This window comes from Agriterribacter sp. (genome assembly GCF_035497235.1).
Lineage (GTDB): Bacteria > Bacteroidota > Bacteroidia > Chitinophagales > Chitinophagaceae > Agriterribacter.
On record NZ_DATJEB010000022.1, the window covers coordinates 73421 to 92511 of the forward strand.

Sequence of the window (19091 nt, forward strand, 5' to 3'; positions counted from 1 at the left end):
ACATCTGCTGCTTTCGTCCTAAATTTGCACATCTTTTTATAAAAAGTTCAACGCTGTTTATATGAATGTATTTGATTTACAGGCAAATGAGTTTCGTTCCAGGCATATAGGCCCTAATAAAACCGACCGAAAAAAAATGCTGGAAACCATTGGCGTTTCTTCAATAAATGAACTTATTGAAAAAACGGTTCCCTCTTCTATACGCATCATCTCAGCGCCGGATCTTCCGGCGCCTCAAAATGAATATGAGTATTTACAGGATTTGAAAAAAACGGCAGCGCTAAATAAGGTATTTAAAACATATATAGGACAGGGATACTACGGAACAATAACGCCTTCGGTAATACAAAGGAACATTTTCGAAAACCCGGGATGGTATACGCAGTATACACCTTACCAGGCGGAAATATCGCAGGGAAGATTAGAAAGCCTGCTTAATTTTCAAACCGTGGTTGCTGATCTTACGGCATTACCATTTACGAACGCTTCACTGCTGGATGAAGCTACCGCGGCAGCCGAAGCAATGTCTATGCTGTTTCATCATGTAAATAATAAGGCAGGCGCTCCTGCCAGACCTAAATTTTTTGTAGATACTGCCTTATTTCCCCAAACCATTGATGTACTCATTACCCGGTCGGCGCCAATAGGCGTGGAACTGGTATTGGGAGCATATGAACATGCTGATATTGATGACAGTTTTTTTGGCGCTATAGTTCAGTATCCGGATAATAACGGATCGGTAAATGATTACCGGAACTTTATTAATGAAGTACATGCCGTTAACGCGTATGTAGTAATGGCTACCGACCTGCTGGCGCTTACCCTGCTTGCCGCACCGGGAGAGCTGGGCGCCGATGTGGCTATTGGCTCCGCTCAACGCTTTGGGGTACCTGTGGGGTTTGGCGGACCACATGCCGCTTTTTTTGCTACCAGGGAAGAGTTTAAAAGAAATATGCCCGGTCGTATAATAGGTGTAAGCATTGATGCGGAAGGCAACAGGGCACTGAGAATGGCTTTACAAACAAGAGAACAGCACATTAAAAGAGAAAAAGCCACTTCTAATATTTGTACCGCTCAGGCGCTGCTGGCCAATATGGCGGCAATGTACGCCGTATATCATGGACCGGAAAAGCTGCAGGCCATTGCCACAAGAATAGCCGCTCTGGCAAAAAAACTGTCAGACGGATTAAATGAACTGGGCTATATCAACAGCAACCACTATTATTTTGATACGCTTAAAGTGAAGGTAAACAGCGCTTCAAAAATAAAATCCATAGCGGAAGCGCATGAAGTGAATTTCCGGTACTTTGATGAAAAGCATGTGGGTATTGCTATAGATGAAACCACTTCGCAAAAAGACGTACTCGACATCCTCTATATTTTTGCGGGAGCCTCCGGACACAGCGGGGTATCGCTTACTTTTAGTGAAGATGATTTATCCGACAACATACCCGGTTATGCCATGCGCAAAAGCAGGTTTCTTACGCATCCGGTATTTAATACCCATCATAGCGAAAGCGAAATGATGCGCTACATCAGGCTACTGGAAAATAAAGACCTTTCTCTTATTACTTCTATGATTGCCCTGGGAAGCTGCACCATGAAACTTAATGCCGCCACGGAAATGATGCCCGTGAGTTGGCCGGAGTTCGCGCATATACATCCTTTTGCACCGGACTGCCAGGCTAAAGGTTACACGTATATTACTGATGCATTGAGCCGGTACCTCTGCGCCATTACAGGGTTAGACGCCTGCAGCCTGCAGCCAAACAGCGGCGCGCAGGGCGAGTATGCCGGCTTGCTTACCATCAGGAGATACCATGCGGCCAACGGCGATGAAAAAAGAAATGTAGTGCTTATCCCCATCTCTGCTCATGGCACTAATCCGGCTTCGGCGGTATTAGCCGGCATGAAAGTAGTGGTGGTAAAGAGTGATGAGGAAGGGCATATAGACGTTGCCGACCTTAAGGAGAAAGCCGTACAATATAAAGATACGCTTGCCGCGCTGATGGTAACCTACCCATCCACGCATGGCGTGTTTGAAGAAAGTATTAAAGAAATATGCGCGGTAATACACAATAATGGCGGACAGGTGTATATGGATGGCGCCAATATGAATGCACAATGCGGGTTAACCTCACCGGGAACCATCGGTGCAGACATATGTCATCTTAATCTGCACAAAACCTTTGCTATTCCGCATGGTGGCGGAGGTCCGGGTATGGGACCTATTTGTGCTAAAGCGCATCTTGCCGCCTACCTGCCCGCTCACATCAAAAATTATAATGGAACCATTAAAGAAAATTATTCCTTACTGCCGGAGGCCCGTGGAGCAGTAAGCGCGGCGCCCTATGGTTCGGCATCTATATTGCTGATCAGCTATGCGTATATAAAATTACTGGGAGGGGAAGGCGTGAAAGCCGCAACGGAATATGCCATTTTAAATGCTAACTATATGAGGGCAAGGCTGCAAAAATATTATGACATCTTGTATCTCGGCGCCAATGGCACCTGTGCCCACGAATTTATTGTAGATCTTCGGCCTTTTAAAACCAGCTCGGGAATTGAGGCGGAAGATGTGGCCAAGCGGTTGATGGACTATGGCTTTCATGCACCTACCATGAGCTTCCCCGTTGCCGGAACCATTATGATTGAACCTACGGAAAGTGAAGACAAAGCGGAGTTAGACAGGTTCTGTGAAGCCCTGATCAGCATCTATCACGAAATTAAAGCCATTGAATCAGGAGCAGCCGGCAAAACCGATAACCCGCTTAAAAATGCGCCGCATACCATGCATACCATATGCGCCGATGAATGGAACCATACTTACAGCAGGCAGGAAGCCGCTTTCCCGCTTTCTTATATTACCAACAATAAATTTTGGCCAAGCGTTTCAAGAATAAACAATACTTACGGCGACAGAAACCTGATCTGTACCTGTGAGCCTGTTGAAAGTTATATGGAAGCGGAAAAGGATTAAGAGATGAGATACAACACCTACTGTTAAGTTAACCATGATATGCCGTATTATTTTGAGAAAAGTGAGTGCCCGCCCGTCCGAATGGCATTCAGCCGGGCGGGGATAAAGCTGAAAGAGATATTTCACTTCTCACTTTTCACCTCTGAGGACAATACGACATCCTGCAATTAAGGAAAGGGATTACTTTCAATGTTATTTCCTATTCTCATCCCTTTTCTTCCCATATCATGGCCAGGTGCACAATGGTTTCAACACTTTTTTGCATGTCCTGCACGCTCACATATTCGTGCTTGCTATGAAAAGCCATTTCGCCTGTAAACAGGTTAGGACAGGGTAAACCCATGAACGATAACCGCGAACCGTCTGTTCCGCCTCTTGCACTGCTCAGTACAGGTTCTATTCCTGCTCTTTGTATTGCTTCTATGGCATACGCACTTACTTTCGGGTGGCTGTTCAGTATTTCTTTCATATTGCGATATTGCTCTTTTATTTCAAGCGTTGCAGTAACCCCGGTAAAATGTGCAAGCGTTTCATCTGCCTTTTGCTGTAACAGGGATGCATACTCCTGCAATTTTGCTGTAATAAAATCGCGCAGAATAAACTGGATGCTTACTTTTTCGGCAATGCCGTTAATATGAACCGGATGAACAAAGCCTTCCCTGCCTTCCGTGGTTTCGGGAGACAGCCAATCCTGGGGCAACGATGCTATGAAAGCGGAAGCCACTTTTATCGCGTTTACCATTTTACCTTTAGCATAGCCGGGGTGTGCGCTCACACCATTAAAAGTAATGGTAACACTATCTGCCGAAAAGGTCTCATCTTCAAATACGCCACGTTCGCCTGCATCTAATGTATAGCCAAAATCGGCGCCTAACTTTTTCAAATCCACTTTATCCACTCCCCTTCCGATTTCTTCATCGGGCGTAAATAATATTTTAATTGTGCCATGCTTTACCTCCGGATTTGTGGTAAAAAAATGCACCATATCCATAATCACCGCCACTCCCGCTTTATCATCCGCGCCAAGCAAAGTGGTTCCGGAGGCGGTAATAATATCTTCTCCTTTCTTTTGTTGAAGATAAGGATGGTCGGCTACGCGGATCACCTGTGCTGCATCGTCCGGTAAAACAATATCCTTTCCGTTGTAATTCCGGTGTAAAAGCGGTTTTACTCCTTTGCCCGTACAATCAGGTGACGTATCTACATGTGAACAGAAGCAAATAACCGGTGCTTTTTTCCCCGTGTTGGATGGCAGCGTGGCATATACATATCCATGCTCATCCAGCTCGGCACCGGTAATACCCATCTCTCCTAATTCCTTTACCAGCAGGCGCGAAAGATTTTTCTGTTTTTCAGTTGATGGAAAGGATGCTGACTGAGGATCCGATTGTGTGTCGGTTTGAACATAGCGCATGAACCTGTCCGTTACCGTAAAATCATAATCACTGAACATAGCGTTGGGTTTATAAGTCATTAATTTTTTTCTTCCTTTTTAAACGGCGCATTACCGTAAAGGTCAGCAAAAAATATGCTGTATCGCCGGCCGCCTCCGGATGCTTACTGTTTTTTATGGCGTCATGTGTCCGGATGCATACCTGCTGTACACCACAAACGGAATAGCCATCAATATAACCCAAAGTACAACAAGAGATATTTTTCCTATGCGGCCAACATCGTTTCGAACAGGTGGTATGAGTATTTTATTAAGCCAGTTAATAACCGTTTCCTCATTGTTTGAAACAAGCCCGGGATCATATTGTTTCAACGCGTTAATATGCGCTATCATGCTTTTTCTAATGGCCATATATTCCGCATCGGTAAGCGACCCGAATGTTTTATTATACAGCAGCCCTTCTTTATCCAGCGAACTTCTAACCTGCCTGATGGTATTGATATTCCGGTAACGTATAACAATTATCCATACAATAAATACAATAAAATAGTTGCGGGTATATACGGCAAGGCAAAACAGGAATACAGCCGACAGGATAAGGAAACCCAGTTGTATTTTCCCTCCTGCCCGTAAGAAAATATTTTCAAGCAACTGTCCTCCGTCTAAGGGTGTAGCCGGCAGGAGATTAAACGCGTTGAGCATTACCAGTACAAATGATAACTGGTAATACAAAGGCTGATGGTTTTGAAGGAAAATCAAAAAAAACACCAGCCCGGCCAGTATGCCCGGAACTGGTCCTGCCAGCAGGGTTATAACGCGTTGCCGCCGGGAAATCACCCGTGGTTCACCCGAAACAAATGCACCCAGAAAAGGTATAAAAAACAACTGTACATCCTTGTATCCAAAACTTTTCATAGCAATAAAATGACCCGCTTCGTGTAAAAGAATAACGGAGGTAAGCATTATAAGCCATTTTATATTATTATGGAAAAAATAATAATATACGCCCATATAAAGGATAAGGCTGATGATTGTCATCGTCAAAGCCCGCCGGGTTCCGGTTACTTCCGGATGTAATGGTTTTTTATGATGTGTGCCGGAGTCATTTGTTATTTGATCACTTGCCATTAGCCTGTGTTTCCGCGTATATTGCGTGTTAAATCAAAAAATAAGTTATTAATTTGAATAATTAATAATAAATTTCAGGCTGTGCGGTTTGCCGGTAAATTAATTGTATGAAAGGACGCCCGTTATCAACCATTCAAGCTGTTGTTTTTTTCCTTATTGCCTCATTAATATGGATTCTTTGTACGGATTATCTCCTGCTCCAGGCTTTTGGAAACAACATAAGACGCTATCATTACCTGCAAAGTTTTAAAGGAGTAGCTTTCGTGAGCTTAACGGCATTAGCCATCTATCTTATTATCAGGCACAATAGTAAATACTTTTCTCAAAAGTATGATACCCTTGTTTTTAACCACACCGAACTGGAAACGATCCTGTCTGAAACCAACCTGGGCATTGCCCGTTTAAACAATAAGGGAGAATTTCTATATGCCAACCCTTTCTTTTGCACACTAACGGGATATGAGATAACGGAGCTGTTAAAACAGCATTATAGCTTAATTATAAAAGCTGAAGATAACGTTGAACTGGAGTACTGGGATATGCTGCTGAACCAGGGTAAACTCAACAGGATGAAAAACATTGCCGGCATTACCAGCAAAAGCAGGGAAAAACTGATTTGCAATATTTCTGTTAATGAAGTAAGAGACAAATCCGGAGTGGCGGTATTTATACTGGTAATAGAAAATATAACAAACAGGAGAAAGGAGCAAAAACAATTAGAAGAAAGCCTGAAACGGTATAATATTCTGAGCATGGCTACTATGGAAGGGTTGTGGGACTGGAATATACTAAGTGGTCAGCTTTATTATAATACCAATATTAAGCTCCTGTTTGGATACGATGACGCCGATTTGCAACAGGGATATGCCTGGTGGAAGGCACATATTCATCCGGAAGATAAAGATAAAATATTGGATAAGATGAATGCCGCCCTGCAAATTTCGCATATTACAACGATCAACAACGAATATCGTTTTATATGCAAAGACGGATCTCATAAAATCATAACGGATTGTTTTTCTATTTTGCGCGACACCGAAGGAAGGGCTTTCAGGCTGATTGTATCTATGCATGATGTTACAGAACAGCGTAACCTGCAGCGGCAACTGGCGGAGAAGGAAATCATATATCGCCGGCAGTTAGCCCGTACCGTTATGGATACACAGGAAAGTGAGCGGAAGAAGCTGGCGGAAGAACTGCACGATAATGTAAACCAGTTGCTGGGAGTGGTAAAATTGTATATTGAGCATTCCATCGCGAATGACAAGATAAGGGATGGTTTGCTCAGAAAAAGCAATGAATATATTGATAAGGTAATTGAAGAGCTGAGGAATCTTTCCAAAAATCTTGCCCCGCCCCTGCTTGCCGAATTAGGGCTTGAGCATTCACTGATCAGCATGGGAGAAGCTATAGAAGAAGTGCAGCCTGTTACGATACGGGTTGATATAGATCATCTCGATGAAGCCAGGCTTATGAACGGGCATAAGCTGATGCTGTACCGCATTGTGCAGGAACAACTGAATAATATTGTAAAACACGCGCATGCCCGTAATGTTACGGTGCATATAGAACAGGTAGATGGTAGAGTATTACTGGTAATTACAGATGATGGTGTAGGCGCTGACCTTGCTATGGATAACGGTCATGGTATGGGGTTAAGGAATATACGCAACAGGATTGAATTATACCAGGGGAAAATAAACATGGATACCGCACCGGGGAAAGGATTTGTGCTAAATGTGGAATTTGAAGTATAACCCGGCGCGTTGGACTTTAAGCACTTTCCATTTTTTCACTTAATTCCAGCCAGCGCAATTCCTTATGATCTAATAGCTGCGACAGCTCGCCTACGCGGTTCGAGAATTGCTGTAATTGTTCAAAGGGAAAATCATTACTGCTGAGTTTATCTGTAATCATCTTTTTCTCCTTTTCCAGCAATTCTATTTCCTTCTGCAGTAATTCAAATTCCCGCTTTTCCTTGTATGATGGTTTTCTTTTTTCAGTAATTACATCTTGTTTCTTTGCACCTGTGTCCTGTATACGGTTTCCGGCTTCCGGTAACCTGTTTCCTGCAAGCTGTAGCCTGGCTTCCTCTTCCTGTGCTTTTTTCCAGAGCCTGTACTGTGTATAATTTCCGGGAAAATCCCTTACTTCCCCGTTTCCTTCAAAAACAAATAAATGATCGGTGAGCCTGTCCATAAAATAGCGGTCGTGCGAAACAATCAGGAGGCAACCCTGGTATTCGCTTAAAAAATTTTCCAGCACGCCCAGTGTAGGAAGGTCAAGGTCATTGGTAGGCTCATCTAATATCAAAAAATTAGGGTTGCGGAAAAGTATAGATAGCAGCAATAATCTTTTTTTCTCACCACCGCTTAGCTTTGAAATAAAAGTATATTGCTGATCGGGGTCAAACAAAAAAAGCTGCAGAAACTGGGCCGCGCTAAGTGTTCCGCCATTGGCCAACGGAAAGTTTTCCGCTATATTTTTCACATAGGCTATCACCCGCATATCTTCTTTTATTTCCAGGCCCTGCTGGGAATAATATCCAAAAATAATGGTTTCTCCAATATTGATTTTTCCGCTGTCGGCTTTTTCAATGCCCTGGAGCATATTAAGGAAGGTAGATTTTCCTACCCCGTTTTTTCCTACAATACCAATTCTTTCGCCTTTTGCAAAGGTGTAATCAAAGCCTTTTAGTATAGTATGGCTTCCGTAAGCTTTATATACTTTTTTAAACTCGGCTACTTTACCACCGAGGCGGCTCATCTTCACCTGCAACTGCACCTGGTTATCCTGCATGCGCTGTTTGGCCCTGGTTTCCACATCGGCGAACGCGTCAATACGGCTTTTCGATTTGGTTGTTCGGGCCTTTGGCTGCTTTCTTATCCATTCTAATTCTTTACGGTAAAGGTTTTTCGCTTTGTCTACGCCCGAGGCCTGCTGTTCCAGCCGGGCAGCTTTCTTTTCTATATAGTTTTCATAATCGCCTTTGTATACATATAGCTCACTGCCATCCATTTCCCAAATCTCGTTGCATACCGCATCTAAAAAATAGCGGTCGTGTGTAACCAGCAGTAAGGTTACTTTTTCCTGGTTCAGGTAATGCTCTAACCATTCTACTGTTGCTACATCCAAATGGTTGGTAGGCTCATCCATAATAAGGAGTACATGCCTGTGCTCAAAACCTATATCAATCAAGGTTCTGGCAAGCGCCACCCGTTTACGCTGACCACCTGAAAGCGTACCTGCTTTTTGCTGAAACTGGTGAATATTAAGCTTGCCGAGGATTTGCTTTACTTTGCTGTCAAAATCCCAGGCATTCAGTTCATCCATTTTTATAATGGCTTCTCCCAATGCATCCACATCCTCACTTTCGCTTGCCGCTTCATACTGCTTAATAACATTCATAACCGGATGATTGTGATGGAAGATGTTATCAAGCACAGACAATTCATCAATAAAGGAAGGTTCCTGTTCAAAAAGGGCTACGGTTACATCTTTATGTACCCACAATTTCCCCGCTTCCGGCGTTTCTTTGCCGGCAATAATTTTAAGTAAGGTAGATTTACCCGAACCATTGCGGGCTATTAACGCTATCTTATCACCTTCTTCAATATGAAAACCCAGGTTTTTAAAAAGCGGCTTTATTCCGTAAGACTTCCCTAACCCTTCAGCAGAAACATAATGCATCCCGCAAAGATAAAAAAGAGTTCAGACAGTTATGCGATTAGCTGGATATGTAATTTGTATTTTTGGCCCATGACAGGAATAGAAGGAGTATCGCTGGACAAAGTAATTGTTCATAAAGTAGGAAACCCTGCCCGGTTTGAAGCGTTAAAGTTATCTGCGCAGCCGCTTACATTAAATGATGAAGTAGTGCGTGCCATGCTTACCCGGTACTTTTTGCATGCTTTTAATGAAAATGAATTATACCGGTTTGCACACCTGAGTGATGTAAACCTGAATGAAGTATACAGGTACGCGGGTCAGATATTTGAGGAACCGGCTTCTTTTGCGGAACAATCTCATTTGCTGGCCCGGTTTTTATACAGCAAATCCACACATGTTAAAGTAAAAGAGGGAGAATTGTATGTAGCACTCTTTAGTAATATTCCCTTTGAGGGCGTTGAAACAACAGCGCTGGGCATTTTTAAATCGGAGAGCAGGGAAACATTCCTGAAGGTTTTTCCGCACGGACAAAACCTGGAAATTGCCCAGGAAGAAGGGATTAATATTAATAAATTAGATAAGGGCTGTATTGTATTTAAAAGTAATGCCGGCGAAGGATACAAAGTGTGTACAGTGGATACTGCAAACAAACAAAATGATACGCAGTACTGGGTCAATGATTTTCTGCAAATAGAACCTTATGGCAATAGTTACCATAATACCGATAAATATTTAGGGTTATGCAAAAACTTTGTGAACAATGAATATGCAGAAAAGTTTGAAGTAAATAAAAGTGATCAGATAGAAATGCTGAACCGTTCTATAGATTACTTTAAAACTAAGGAGCAATTTAATATACAGGAATTTGCCAGTGAGGTGATACACCATCCTGAGGTTGTGGATACATTTATGAACTACAAAAAGGATTTTGAAGCGTCACGGAATTTTGAAATACCGGATGAATTTGATATTCACCTGTCGGCTGTAAAAAAACAACAGAAAGCGTTTAAAAGTGTACTGAAATTAGATAAGAACTTTCATGTGTATATACACGGGAGACGTGATTTGATGGAAAAAGGATATGATGAAATGACGGGGAAAAAGTATTATAAAATTTATTTCGATGAGGAGCATTAAGCGTACAGCCCAGCTTAGTGCAACGGGTATAAAATGCCGCGGCTTAATACCAACCGTTAGTGTTTCGGGCAAATAGTAAACAAGAAAAGCTATACCTTCTTAACTCCGTTAACCACATTCCTTAATCCCCCGTTGAGGAATGCTTTTATATTTTCTGCGGACTCATATAAAAGCCGCTCCCTTGCCTGCCTGGTGGCCCATGCAATATGCGGTGTAATAATACAGTTGGGAACCTTAAACAAGGGGTGATCTGCCGGGGGCGGCTCTGCCGATAATACATCAACAGCCGCTCCTGCAATTTGCTTATCTATTAACGCGCTGGCTAAATCCTGCTCATTGATCAGCGCTCCGCGCGCTGTATTAATTATATAAGCGGAAGGTTTCATTTGTTTTATGAGCTCTTTATTTACCATTTGCCTGTTCGTATCGGTAAGCGGACAATGAAGGCTGACGAAATCTGCCTGTTCAAAGCATTCGTTTACGCTTTTAAAGCTTATATCCGGCATATTATATTTAGCCGGGTTGCGAACCGCGGCAATGATCTTCATACCAAAAGCTATTCCTGTTTTGGCTACCGCAGAACCTATTTGCCCTAAGCCAATGAGTGCAAGAGTTTTTCCCTGCAATTCAAAAAGCCCTTCGTGCCCAAAACAAAAATCCTTACTCCTCGTCCACGCGCCGTTATGCACTTCGTTTGAGCGGCGGTTAACGTTGTACGTGAGTTCCAGTATGAGCGCCCATGTAAGCTGGGCAACCGATGCAGTGCTATACCCCGGTACATTGCATACCGGCACGTTTCGTTTAGCCGCAGTTTGAATATCTACATTGTCAAAACCCGTTGCCAGCTCTCCTATATATTGCAGTTGAGGTAATGCATTAATTACATCACCGGAAATTTTTGATTTATTGACAAGTACAATTTCCGCCCCTGCGGAACGCTTCAGCACCTCATCCGGAGCCGATCTGTCGTAAACCGTTAAGTTGCCGAATGCTTCTATGGAAGACCAGTTCAAATCGCCGGGATTAATGGAATAACCATCAAGTATAACAATATTCATGCGTATAATTTATTGTATCTTAGATGCCCGAAATTAAGCAGTAATACCCTAACCTCCCGGCACAATGAAAAAAAATAAAAACCGCTCCGCAAAATTTATCCTGATTGCACTGCTTGTTATACTGGTATTACCCGTTCTAACCGGCAAAACCTATTTATACAAAGCCATTGTTTATAATTTTGCAGGCATTGATGATTATACCATTTTTAATAATCGTTCGGTGCCGGCAGCACAACCTGTTCCCTGGCGCCTTTCGGCAGATTATGGTAAAATAATAATACCGGACACATTGGAGCAATACCTTACAAAGCTGCAATCTGTTGGTTTAGTGGTGGTGCAAAACAGGGAAATTGTTGTTGAAAAATACTGGAATAGTTACAGCGACAGTTCGTTGTCTAATTCATTTTCTGTTGCTAAAAGCATTACCAGCCTGCTCACAGGCGCGGCTATACATGAAGGTAAGATTGGCTCGGTAAGCGACCCCGTGGGCAAATACCTTCCGGCGTTTAATGAAGGCGAAAAGGCAAAAGTGAAAATTGTGGATCTGCTAACGATGAGCAGCGGCAGCAACTGGAATGAAAGTTATGCCAACCCCCTTTCAGAAACTACTGAACTGTATTATGGCACTGATCTTTATACAACTGCAACCCGTGTAAATATTATTAAAGCTCCGGGTACCTATCATGCGTACAAAAGCGGTGATACACAACTGCTGGGACTGGTTGTTGAAAAAGCAACAGGAAAATCCCTGAGCGCCTATGCCGCTGAAAAGTTATGGCAACCGTTGGGTGCGGCACATAGCGCGCTATGGAGTATTGATAAGCCGGACGGCGATGAAAAAGCCTATTGCTGTTTTAACAGCAATGCCCGTGATTTTGCGCGGCTGGGCCAGCTTATGCTCGACAGCGGGAAGATAAATGGGGTGCCTGTTATTGACAGCGTTTATTTTAGCCAATCTGTTACGCCCTGTAAAATAATGGATGAGTATAATACTCCCTGTAATTATTATGGGTACCAGTGGTGGATTATACCCGGCCGGCAGGATATATTTTACGCCCGTGGAATATTAGGCCAGTATATTATTTGCATACCATCACGCCATATGGTTATTGTTCGCCTGGGTGAAAAAAGAGACGAAAAAATAAATAATGTTCCTATAGAAGTAAATACATTAATAGCATGGGCAGAACGATTAGATGAAAGCAGGCAGTAACCAGCCGGATTTCACTTTACCTTTGGGTTTCATCTATTTATTATTACAAATGAATAAAATTGTTTTTATTACAGGCGCCACTTCCGGGTTTGGGGCGGCCTGTGCTGTACAGTTTGCGGAAGCCGGTTATGATATTATCATTAACGGGCGAAGAGAAGACAGGTTGAAGCATCTGAAAAAAGATATGGAACAAAAATTTGCTGTCAGGGTACTCCCGCTTCCGTTTGACGTGCGTAAACGACAGGAAGTTTTTAAAGCTGTACATACCCTTCCGGATGACTGGCGGAATATAAGTATCCTTATTAATAATGCAGGACTTGCGCTTGGCCGCGACTTTTTTGATGAAGCAGATATAGATGAATGGGACACGATGCTGGATACCAATGTGAAAGGTTTGCTGTATGTTTCGAAGGCCGTTTTACCATTAATGTTAGCGCAAAACAAAGGACATATTATTAACCTGGGTTCTGTGGCGGCAAAAGAAGTATATGAAAGGGGCAATGTATACTGCGCCAGTAAGTTTGCCGTAGATGCCATAAGTAAAAGCATGCGTATAGACTTGCTGAGGCATAATATTAAAGTAACCGCCATTCACCCGGGGGCTGCTGAAACGGAGTTTTCACTGGTACGGTTTAACGGAGATGCAGACCAGGCCCATGCGGTATATAATGACTTTAAACCATTGACCGCTAAAGACGTAGCGGATGTAATTTACTATTGTACTACTGTGCCGGAACATGTTTGTATTAACGACCTGGTGATATGCCCCGTTCAGCAGGCAGACGCTGTTTATTTTCACAAAAAATAATTTAGGCAGCATATTTGCGTTCATTAAAAGCCGGGCGAACTGAAGATGATTTCTTCTTCAATTCCTTTGATTATTACCGGTTCGTGTATCCGGAAATCAATCCGAAACCCTGTAAAACGTTAAAAAATGAAAAAGCCATTCCTTGCCGCAATATGCGCCCTGCCATTATTATTCAGCTTTTCATCCTTTGCCCAGTCAGATAACATTATCCGTGTTAGCCCCTGTGACAATCAATCTATTCAACAACAGGCCGACAGCGTTAAACATTTACTTGCCAATGGCGGCTTTTCGGTATTGCGTGAAGCGTCTATTACTATGGAGAGTGAGTATGAGATTCCGATTATAGTACCCATGAATGAAGGAACAAGGTACCAGTTTGTGTTTATAGGAGATGTAAAATCCAACCTGTATGAAGTAAGGATGTATGATTATAATGAAAAACAAGTGGTATACCAGAAGAAGAAATGGGGCGATGCGGATGGAAATATCATCAGTTATTCCTACGTACCTAAAATGTCGGAATACCATATGATAAAACCGCTTCAGGTAAACGCTAAACAAAAGAAAGACCTGTGCGGTTATGTAATGCTGTTCAGAGAAACGGAAACGCAAGGCAGAAAAGCAAAATAACAATAAAAGATGCCGCAGATTCGCAGATAAAATCTGCGAATCTGCGGCAAAAAATTAAACAATCTGGGGTAACAAGCGGTATACTTTGTATTTCTTCCTATCCTTTTTTACCCTTTTTCATTTTTGATTTCGGCAATTGCTGCTGAGGCAACACTTTCTTTTCTCCTGAAATGGAATCGGCCAATTTTACGGCTTCATACACATTTACAATTCCGCCGGCGCGGCTAAGTTCCGTCATATTTACCTCTTCATCTGTTCCCGGCTTTTGGGCTTTTATTCCCGGCGAAACAGCAGATTTTTCAATTACAGCCTTAATTTGCTGTACAGTAAGGCTGGGATAATACGACATCAATAAAGCCGCTACTCCTGCTACCACAGGACTTGCCATACTGGTTCCCTGTAAGTTGCCATACTGATTGCCTCCGGGCAAAGTGGAATATATTTTTACACCCGGTGCAAAAACATCCACTTCTTTTTTGCCATAGTTCGAGAAAGAGCCGATAATACCACCAGCCGCAGGATCACCGCTTGCGCCTACGGTAATCCAGTTGCCGGCCCGCGTACTTGTGTCATTTTTGAAGATGGGGTTGGGGAAATTATCATTAACATCAATATCTTTTGCATCATTGCCGGCCGCGTGTACCAGCAATACGCCTTTGGATCCGGCATACTTCACCGCATCATCAACCCAGTTTTTCTGGGGAGATATGCTTTTTCCAAAGCTCATATTAATTACTTTAGCGCCATTATCCACCGCATAGCGGATCGCATTAGCTATGTCTTTATCGTGTTCATCACCATCCGGTACCGCTCTCACCGTCATAATACGTGCATTGTCGGCAATACCATTCATGCCAATGTTATTATTACGTGCCGCGGCAATAATACCGGATACATGCGTTCCGTGCATAGGTGTACCTGCCATCACATCATTATTACCATAATTGCGGTCATTAATATCATCATAATCATCCTTAACAATTTCCCCGCGATAATCTTTAGGCTCTTTTACAACAGCTTCTGCTTTTGATTTTTCCCCGTTATAAAATTCTCCCGTCATTTCAAGCAGTCTTTTATTCGTCATTTCATTGGCCTGGAAGCCCAGGAATAAAGCCATTATTGTACTTTTGGCTTTACTTTCATCGGCAGAAGCAGGTTTAAACTTTTGCAAATCATCACCGCTATATTCACTCATTTTTAAACTGCTTTGCAAAATGCTGTCGGCCCAGGGCATTTTTTCTACGATGTTCTTTAGGAACATTACATTCAGGGAGGCTTCCTTAGCATCGCCCTCTATAAGGTCCTTTACTTTTTTATACATCCTGATTTCATCAAGTTCCTCCGGGGTTGCAGTTGCCTCGTCTGGTACAGCATCGCCAAATTTCTTTTTTAATTTGTAATATACTCTTGCGGCCTCGTAGGAGTCTTTATTTACATTCTTTCCGTCTTTACCGCCCAAAAAATTCCAGCCATATATATCATCAATATATCCGTTATTATCGTCATCAATACCATTGCCGGGGATTTCACCTGGGTTATGCCATAAAACAGGTTTAAGATCTTCATGTGTAGTATCTATTCCTGAATCAATTACAGCTACTATAACAGGAACACTCTTTCTCCCTTTTAAAAGCTCATTGTAGGCTTTTTCAACATCTATTCCATAATAACCGTCCTTTTGCTGGTCAAGCATATGCCATCCCTTAGGAACATCTTTTACAGCGGTTTGGGTAAAACCAATATGATACAACGTCACTCCAATGAGTGCGAGTAAGAAAGTTTTCTTCATGCATTATTATTTGATTGGCAAATTTGGATAAAAATTATTAATTATCGCTACGGGTTAACATAATTTAAAAGAATAGAGACGCAAAAAAAAATGTCAGGGTTGTTTTTCCCTGACATTTTACATGAATCTTAACGATTTAATATCTTATTTGAACCTCCACTCCACCGGTGAATGCATTGGCCCCGGTGTTTTTTGCTGAAATATTTATTTGTACATTTTTAACGCCCAGATCATTTAAATAACGCACAACCGTATTTGCCTGTGCGGCGGAATTAATATCAGCCGATTTGAATATATCAACTTTTGCACCGGCGTTACTGAGTATTTTATCTGCCAACTGCAGCACAACGTTAAAATCACTGTTTGATAAAACATCACTATTCTTTTCAAATGTTACTGCCGTTAAAAAAGTTGATGCATCCGGCTGATCACTGCTTACATCATTTGTAGTATAAATAGGGTGAATACCATCTTCTGCCGAACACCCGCTTGCTGCAACGCTGCCTGCCTCAAAAGGACAACGATCATCTTCATCATTTATGCCATCCGAATCACTGTCCGGAACAGGACAACCTTCAAATCTTGCCACACCGGCAACAGCAGGGCATTTATCTTCAAAATTAAACATACCATCAGCGTCTGTATCGGCAAACTGTATATTACCTCCGTTAACCTCATCCTTTACCTCAATGTTTTCCAGGCTGCTTAATGAATTGAATGAAGCGGACACGGTTGCTGCAGATAAAGCCGTTGTTGTTTCTTCAGCGGCTAATTCCATACTTTCAGAAAACATTTGAGCTTCTTCCATAAAAGGATCAGGCGTACTGATATGAATAACCATACTACTGTTATCATTTTCCGGCTGCATAGCTGCAGTTGCCGGATTAATTTTTGCTAAAACGTGGTATGGAATATTGGTTACCGGAGTTGGCGGTACATCAAACTGGTTTACCTGTTCCGCATCGGTTTCACCAAAAGCGCCGTCATAATGATCAGGCAAAAAAGAACGATCTGCTAATTTAGTGTCCCGGAAACTATCGTTTTCCATTATAAAGGAGCTTCCCAGGTTAATTATATCACTATCTACCAGGGATTGAGCACTGTAGTCGTAGAGAATCAGCGCAGACAGAAGTACAACATCTATCTTTCTCATAAAATTCATTTTTTAGTTTATAAAGGGCGGATAGGATTTCAGGTATATAACGAAAAAACACTTAGTTGAATTGTAAAAACACTTAGTTATTCATCGGAGATATTGCACGGCTCATCGAAAGTAACTATAACACGAATCGCTTTTAAAATGGCCCGGCTAATACATTATATTATTATAGCACAAAGCCTGGTAGAAATCACAGGAGTGACTGGATAAGACAAAACTATTACATGTAACTGGCAAATGCAATTGCCGGAAGCAGATATTGACCCATGTTAAATAGCATACACTTTAAAAAAGCAGGCATCTTTCCTGTTTGAAAAGATGCCTGCCGGTTATTTACATTTATCCGTTACCGTTAGTTAGTATTAGTATTTAACTTTAAATGCTACGCGCCTGTTCTTAGACCTGCCTTCTTCGGTACTGTTACTGGCTATAGGATGTTCAGAGCCAAAACCCAATGCGGTTAAACGTTCGGTGGCAATGCCTTTTTTAACTAAGTAATTTTTAATGGCAAGCGCCCTGCGTCCGGAAAGCACCTGGTTAAGCCGAACAGACCCGGTATTATCTGTATGTCCTTCAATATCTAATTTCATTTCAGCGTCACTTTGCAGAATTTCCGCCAGCTTGTCCAGCGCGCTGTATGAAGACGCTTTGATATTATCACTGCTTACATCAAACAAAATACTACGTGCCGCTTTATTGATATCATCAATCATATCTTTTGCAATATCCGGGCATCCGTTGTTCGCTTTGGCTCCTGCTTTCAGCGGACATTTATCGTTGTCATCATCAATACCGTCTCCATCGGTATCAGGCGCGGGACAACCGTTATATTTTGCAGTACCTGCAATATCCAAACAGTTATCCTTGTCGTCTGCAATGCCGTCTCCATCGCTGTCCGGCACCGGGCAACCATTGTATTTGGCAGTACCTGCCACATCAGGACATTTATCCTTATCATCTGCCACCCCATCTTTATCCCTGTCAGGAGCCGGGCAACCCAGCAAACCGCTGATACCGGCTACACCTGGGCATTTATCTTCATTATCTGGTATGCCGTCACCATCTGTATCCGGACAGCCGCTTGTTGCTGCCGTACCCATTTCGGCCGGGCATTTATCTGATTTATCCGGAACGCCATCTCCATCGCTATCTTTCTGGCTTGCTTTGATTTTAGTTGTTTTGGAAGCGGTAAGCCATATTACAACTGTGCCACCCCATAGCTGATGTTTAAATGAACCCCCGTAACCTGCGGTATAAAAATCAGACATACTTCTGCTGTAATTGGCCGTAAACAAAAGACGGTCATTAAAATCGAGTCCGGCAAGCGCGTTTATTCCCCAATGCAGCTTTTGGTATGTATTAACCGCATCACCTGTAGCCATTTTATCATTAAAGGCTTCGCGTTCACCGGAAGCATTCAGAATTTCATACGTGGTTTTGCTGTTGAGCTGTAAAGAAACATAGGGGCCGCCACCGAGTATAAATCTCACTTTTTCGGTAAGTGGTATACGATATATAAGGTTTACCGGCAGTTCAAGGTAATTGATCTTCCAGGAAGCATTAATAGCGGAAGTATCGTTGATAAAGGATTTTGTGGAATCGTAAGATTTTGAAAATTTCCGTCCTTTATTGGTATAAAGTAAAGCAGGCTGAAGCGCCCAGTTTGTGTTTTTACTGATATTGATTTCTGAAAATATTCCTGCATGAAAGCCACCGAGCGGAGTAAAATTTCCTTTGTATTGCTGATCCCAGCCCTGCACCCTGTTTTTTTCAATAACCGTAGTATTATGCGGGCCTGCACCTATACCCCATTTTATCTGGGCGTACATTACATTAAAAAGCACAAGGTTGAGGGCTAACAGTAAATATGTTTTTTTCATACTAACAGGTTATTTTCAAAGGATGAATTGGATGTATGGAGATTATAACGTGTAAAATGCTATAATATTATTGGGATTCAGTCGGTTCCATTTTTCGGAAAGATGATGCAGGCTGGCATTACGGGTGCATTACAAATTGTCAATAACTACCCGATATTGGGATTATATGCCACGAATTCCAGCGGCCCTCAAGCGGCTGATTTAAAAATACAACTTAGACCAGCCACGAATGCACAAATAAAATGCA

General features: G+C 42.3%; 13 protein-coding genes. 6 read left to right on the top strand and 7 right to left on the bottom strand.

What is annotated here, in order from left to right:
- The first annotated feature begins 61 nt into the window (after nt 1-61).
- Nucleotides 62-2980 carry an aminomethyl-transferring glycine dehydrogenase gene (gcvP, locus tag VL121_RS06610; RefSeq protein ID WP_325403436.1) on the top strand — a complete coding sequence of 973 codons (2919 nt, stop codon included), beginning with the start codon at nt 62-64 and terminating at the stop codon, nt 2978-2980.
- A 205-nt stretch (nt 2981-3185) separates the two neighbouring features.
- Here the strand turns inward: gcvP and pepT are convergent, their stop codons facing one another.
- Together pepT and VL121_RS06620 are read right to left on the bottom strand one after the other, a co-directional pair.
- The gene (pepT, locus tag VL121_RS06615; RefSeq protein WP_325403438.1) at nt 3186-4454 is read right to left on the bottom strand and encodes a peptidase T; all 1269 of its coding nucleotides are present in this window, start codon (nt 4452-4454) and stop codon (nt 3186-3188) included.
- A 93-nt stretch (nt 4455-4547) separates the two neighbouring features.
- The gene (locus tag VL121_RS06620) at nt 4548-5501 is read right to left on the bottom strand and encodes a site-2 protease family protein (RefSeq protein WP_325403440.1); all 954 of its coding nucleotides are present in this window, start codon (nt 5499-5501) and stop codon (nt 4548-4550) included.
- Nucleotides 5502-5608: 107 nt separating this feature from the next.
- Here VL121_RS06620 and VL121_RS06625 point away from each other — a divergent pair, with 107 nt between their 5' ends.
- Complete coding sequence (locus VL121_RS06625; RefSeq protein WP_325403442.1) at nt 5609-7258, top strand: PAS domain-containing sensor histidine kinase; 1650 nt, start codon at nt 5609-5611, stop codon at nt 7256-7258.
- A 16-nt stretch (nt 7259-7274) separates the two neighbouring features.
- Here the strand turns inward: VL121_RS06625 and VL121_RS06630 are convergent, their stop codons facing one another.
- Nucleotides 7275-9191 carry an ABC-F family ATP-binding cassette domain-containing protein gene (locus tag VL121_RS06630; protein ID WP_325403444.1) on the bottom strand — a complete coding sequence of 639 codons (1917 nt, stop codon included), beginning with the start codon at nt 9189-9191 and terminating at the stop codon, nt 7275-7277.
- Nucleotides 9192-9260: 69 nt separating this feature from the next.
- Between VL121_RS06630 and VL121_RS06635 the strand changes: the two genes are divergently transcribed.
- Nucleotides 9261-10307, top strand: coding sequence for a nucleoid-associated protein (locus VL121_RS06635; RefSeq protein WP_325403446.1), 1047 nt, complete (start codon nt 9261-9263; stop codon nt 10305-10307).
- An 89-nt stretch (nt 10308-10396) separates the two neighbouring features.
- On the opposite strand, the gene VL121_RS06640 is transcribed toward VL121_RS06635, so the two are convergent.
- Entirely contained in the window at nt 10397-11365 is a 969-nt protein-coding gene (locus VL121_RS06640; RefSeq protein WP_325403448.1) for a D-2-hydroxyacid dehydrogenase, read from the bottom strand.
- Between the two features lie 64 nt (nt 11366-11429).
- On the opposite strand from VL121_RS06640, the gene VL121_RS06645 reads away from it, so the two are divergent.
- From VL121_RS06645 to VL121_RS06655, 3 genes are all read left to right on the top strand, one after another.
- Complete coding sequence (locus VL121_RS06645; protein WP_325403450.1) at nt 11430-12578, top strand: serine hydrolase domain-containing protein; 1149 nt, start codon at nt 11430-11432, stop codon at nt 12576-12578.
- A gap of 49 nt (nt 12579-12627) precedes the next feature.
- On the top strand, nt 12628-13386 hold the full coding sequence (locus tag VL121_RS06650; protein WP_325403452.1) for an SDR family NAD(P)-dependent oxidoreductase: 759 nt from the start codon (nt 12628-12630) through the stop codon (nt 13384-13386).
- Between the two features lie 126 nt (nt 13387-13512).
- On the top strand, nt 13513-14016 hold the full coding sequence (locus VL121_RS06655; protein WP_325403454.1) for a hypothetical protein: 504 nt from the start codon (nt 13513-13515) through the stop codon (nt 14014-14016).
- Between the two features lie 97 nt (nt 14017-14113).
- On the opposite strand, the gene VL121_RS06660 is transcribed toward VL121_RS06655, so the two are convergent.
- The 3 genes from VL121_RS06660 to VL121_RS06670 form a co-directional block, all read right to left on the bottom strand.
- Nucleotides 14114-15805 carry a S8 family peptidase gene (locus VL121_RS06660; protein WP_325403456.1) on the bottom strand — a complete coding sequence of 564 codons (1692 nt, stop codon included), beginning with the start codon at nt 15803-15805 and terminating at the stop codon, nt 14114-14116.
- A gap of 136 nt (nt 15806-15941) precedes the next feature.
- On the bottom strand, nt 15942-16958 hold the full coding sequence (locus tag VL121_RS06665) for a hypothetical protein (protein ID WP_325403458.1): 1017 nt from the start codon (nt 16956-16958) through the stop codon (nt 15942-15944).
- A gap of 368 nt (nt 16959-17326) precedes the next feature.
- Nucleotides 17327-18844 carry an OmpA family protein gene (locus VL121_RS06670; protein WP_325403460.1) on the bottom strand — a complete coding sequence of 506 codons (1518 nt, stop codon included), beginning with the start codon at nt 18842-18844 and terminating at the stop codon, nt 17327-17329.
- Between the last annotated feature and the right edge of the window lie 247 nt (nt 18845-19091).

Coding starts and splice junctions, on each gene's coding strand:
- VL121_RS06640 (WP_325403448.1), bottom strand. CDS start 11,365: ATGAATATTGTTATACTTGATGGTTATTCCATTAATCCCGGCGATTTG.
- VL121_RS06650 (WP_325403452.1), top strand. CDS start 12,628: ATGAATAAAATTGTTTTTATTACAGGCGCCACTTCCGGGTTTGGGGCG.
- VL121_RS06635 (WP_325403446.1), top strand. CDS start 9,261: ATGACAGGAATAGAAGGAGTATCGCTGGACAAAGTAATTGTTCATAAA.
- VL121_RS06660 (WP_325403456.1), bottom strand. CDS start 15,805: ATGAAGAAAACTTTCTTACTCGCACTCATTGGAGTGACGTTGTATCAT.
- VL121_RS06665 (WP_325403458.1), bottom strand. CDS start 16,958: ATGAGAAAGATAGATGTTGTACTTCTGTCTGCGCTGATTCTCTACGAC.
- VL121_RS06655 (WP_325403454.1), top strand. CDS start 13,513: ATGAAAAAGCCATTCCTTGCCGCAATATGCGCCCTGCCATTATTATTC.
- VL121_RS06630 (WP_325403444.1), bottom strand. CDS start 9,191: ATGCATTATGTTTCTGCTGAAGGGTTAGGGAAGTCTTACGGAATAAAG.
- gcvP (WP_325403436.1), top strand. CDS start 62: ATGAATGTATTTGATTTACAGGCAAATGAGTTTCGTTCCAGGCATATA.
- VL121_RS06645 (WP_325403450.1), top strand. CDS start 11,430: ATGAAAAAAAATAAAAACCGCTCCGCAAAATTTATCCTGATTGCACTG.
- VL121_RS06625 (WP_325403442.1), top strand. CDS start 5,609: ATGAAAGGACGCCCGTTATCAACCATTCAAGCTGTTGTTTTTTTCCTT.
- pepT (WP_325403438.1), bottom strand. CDS start 4,454: ATGACTTATAAACCCAACGCTATGTTCAGTGATTATGATTTTACGGTA.
- VL121_RS06620 (WP_325403440.1), bottom strand. CDS start 5,501: ATGGCAAGTGATCAAATAACAAATGACTCCGGCACACATCATAAAAAA.
- VL121_RS06670 (WP_325403460.1), bottom strand. CDS start 18,844: ATGAAAAAAACATATTTACTGTTAGCCCTCAACCTTGTGCTTTTTAAT.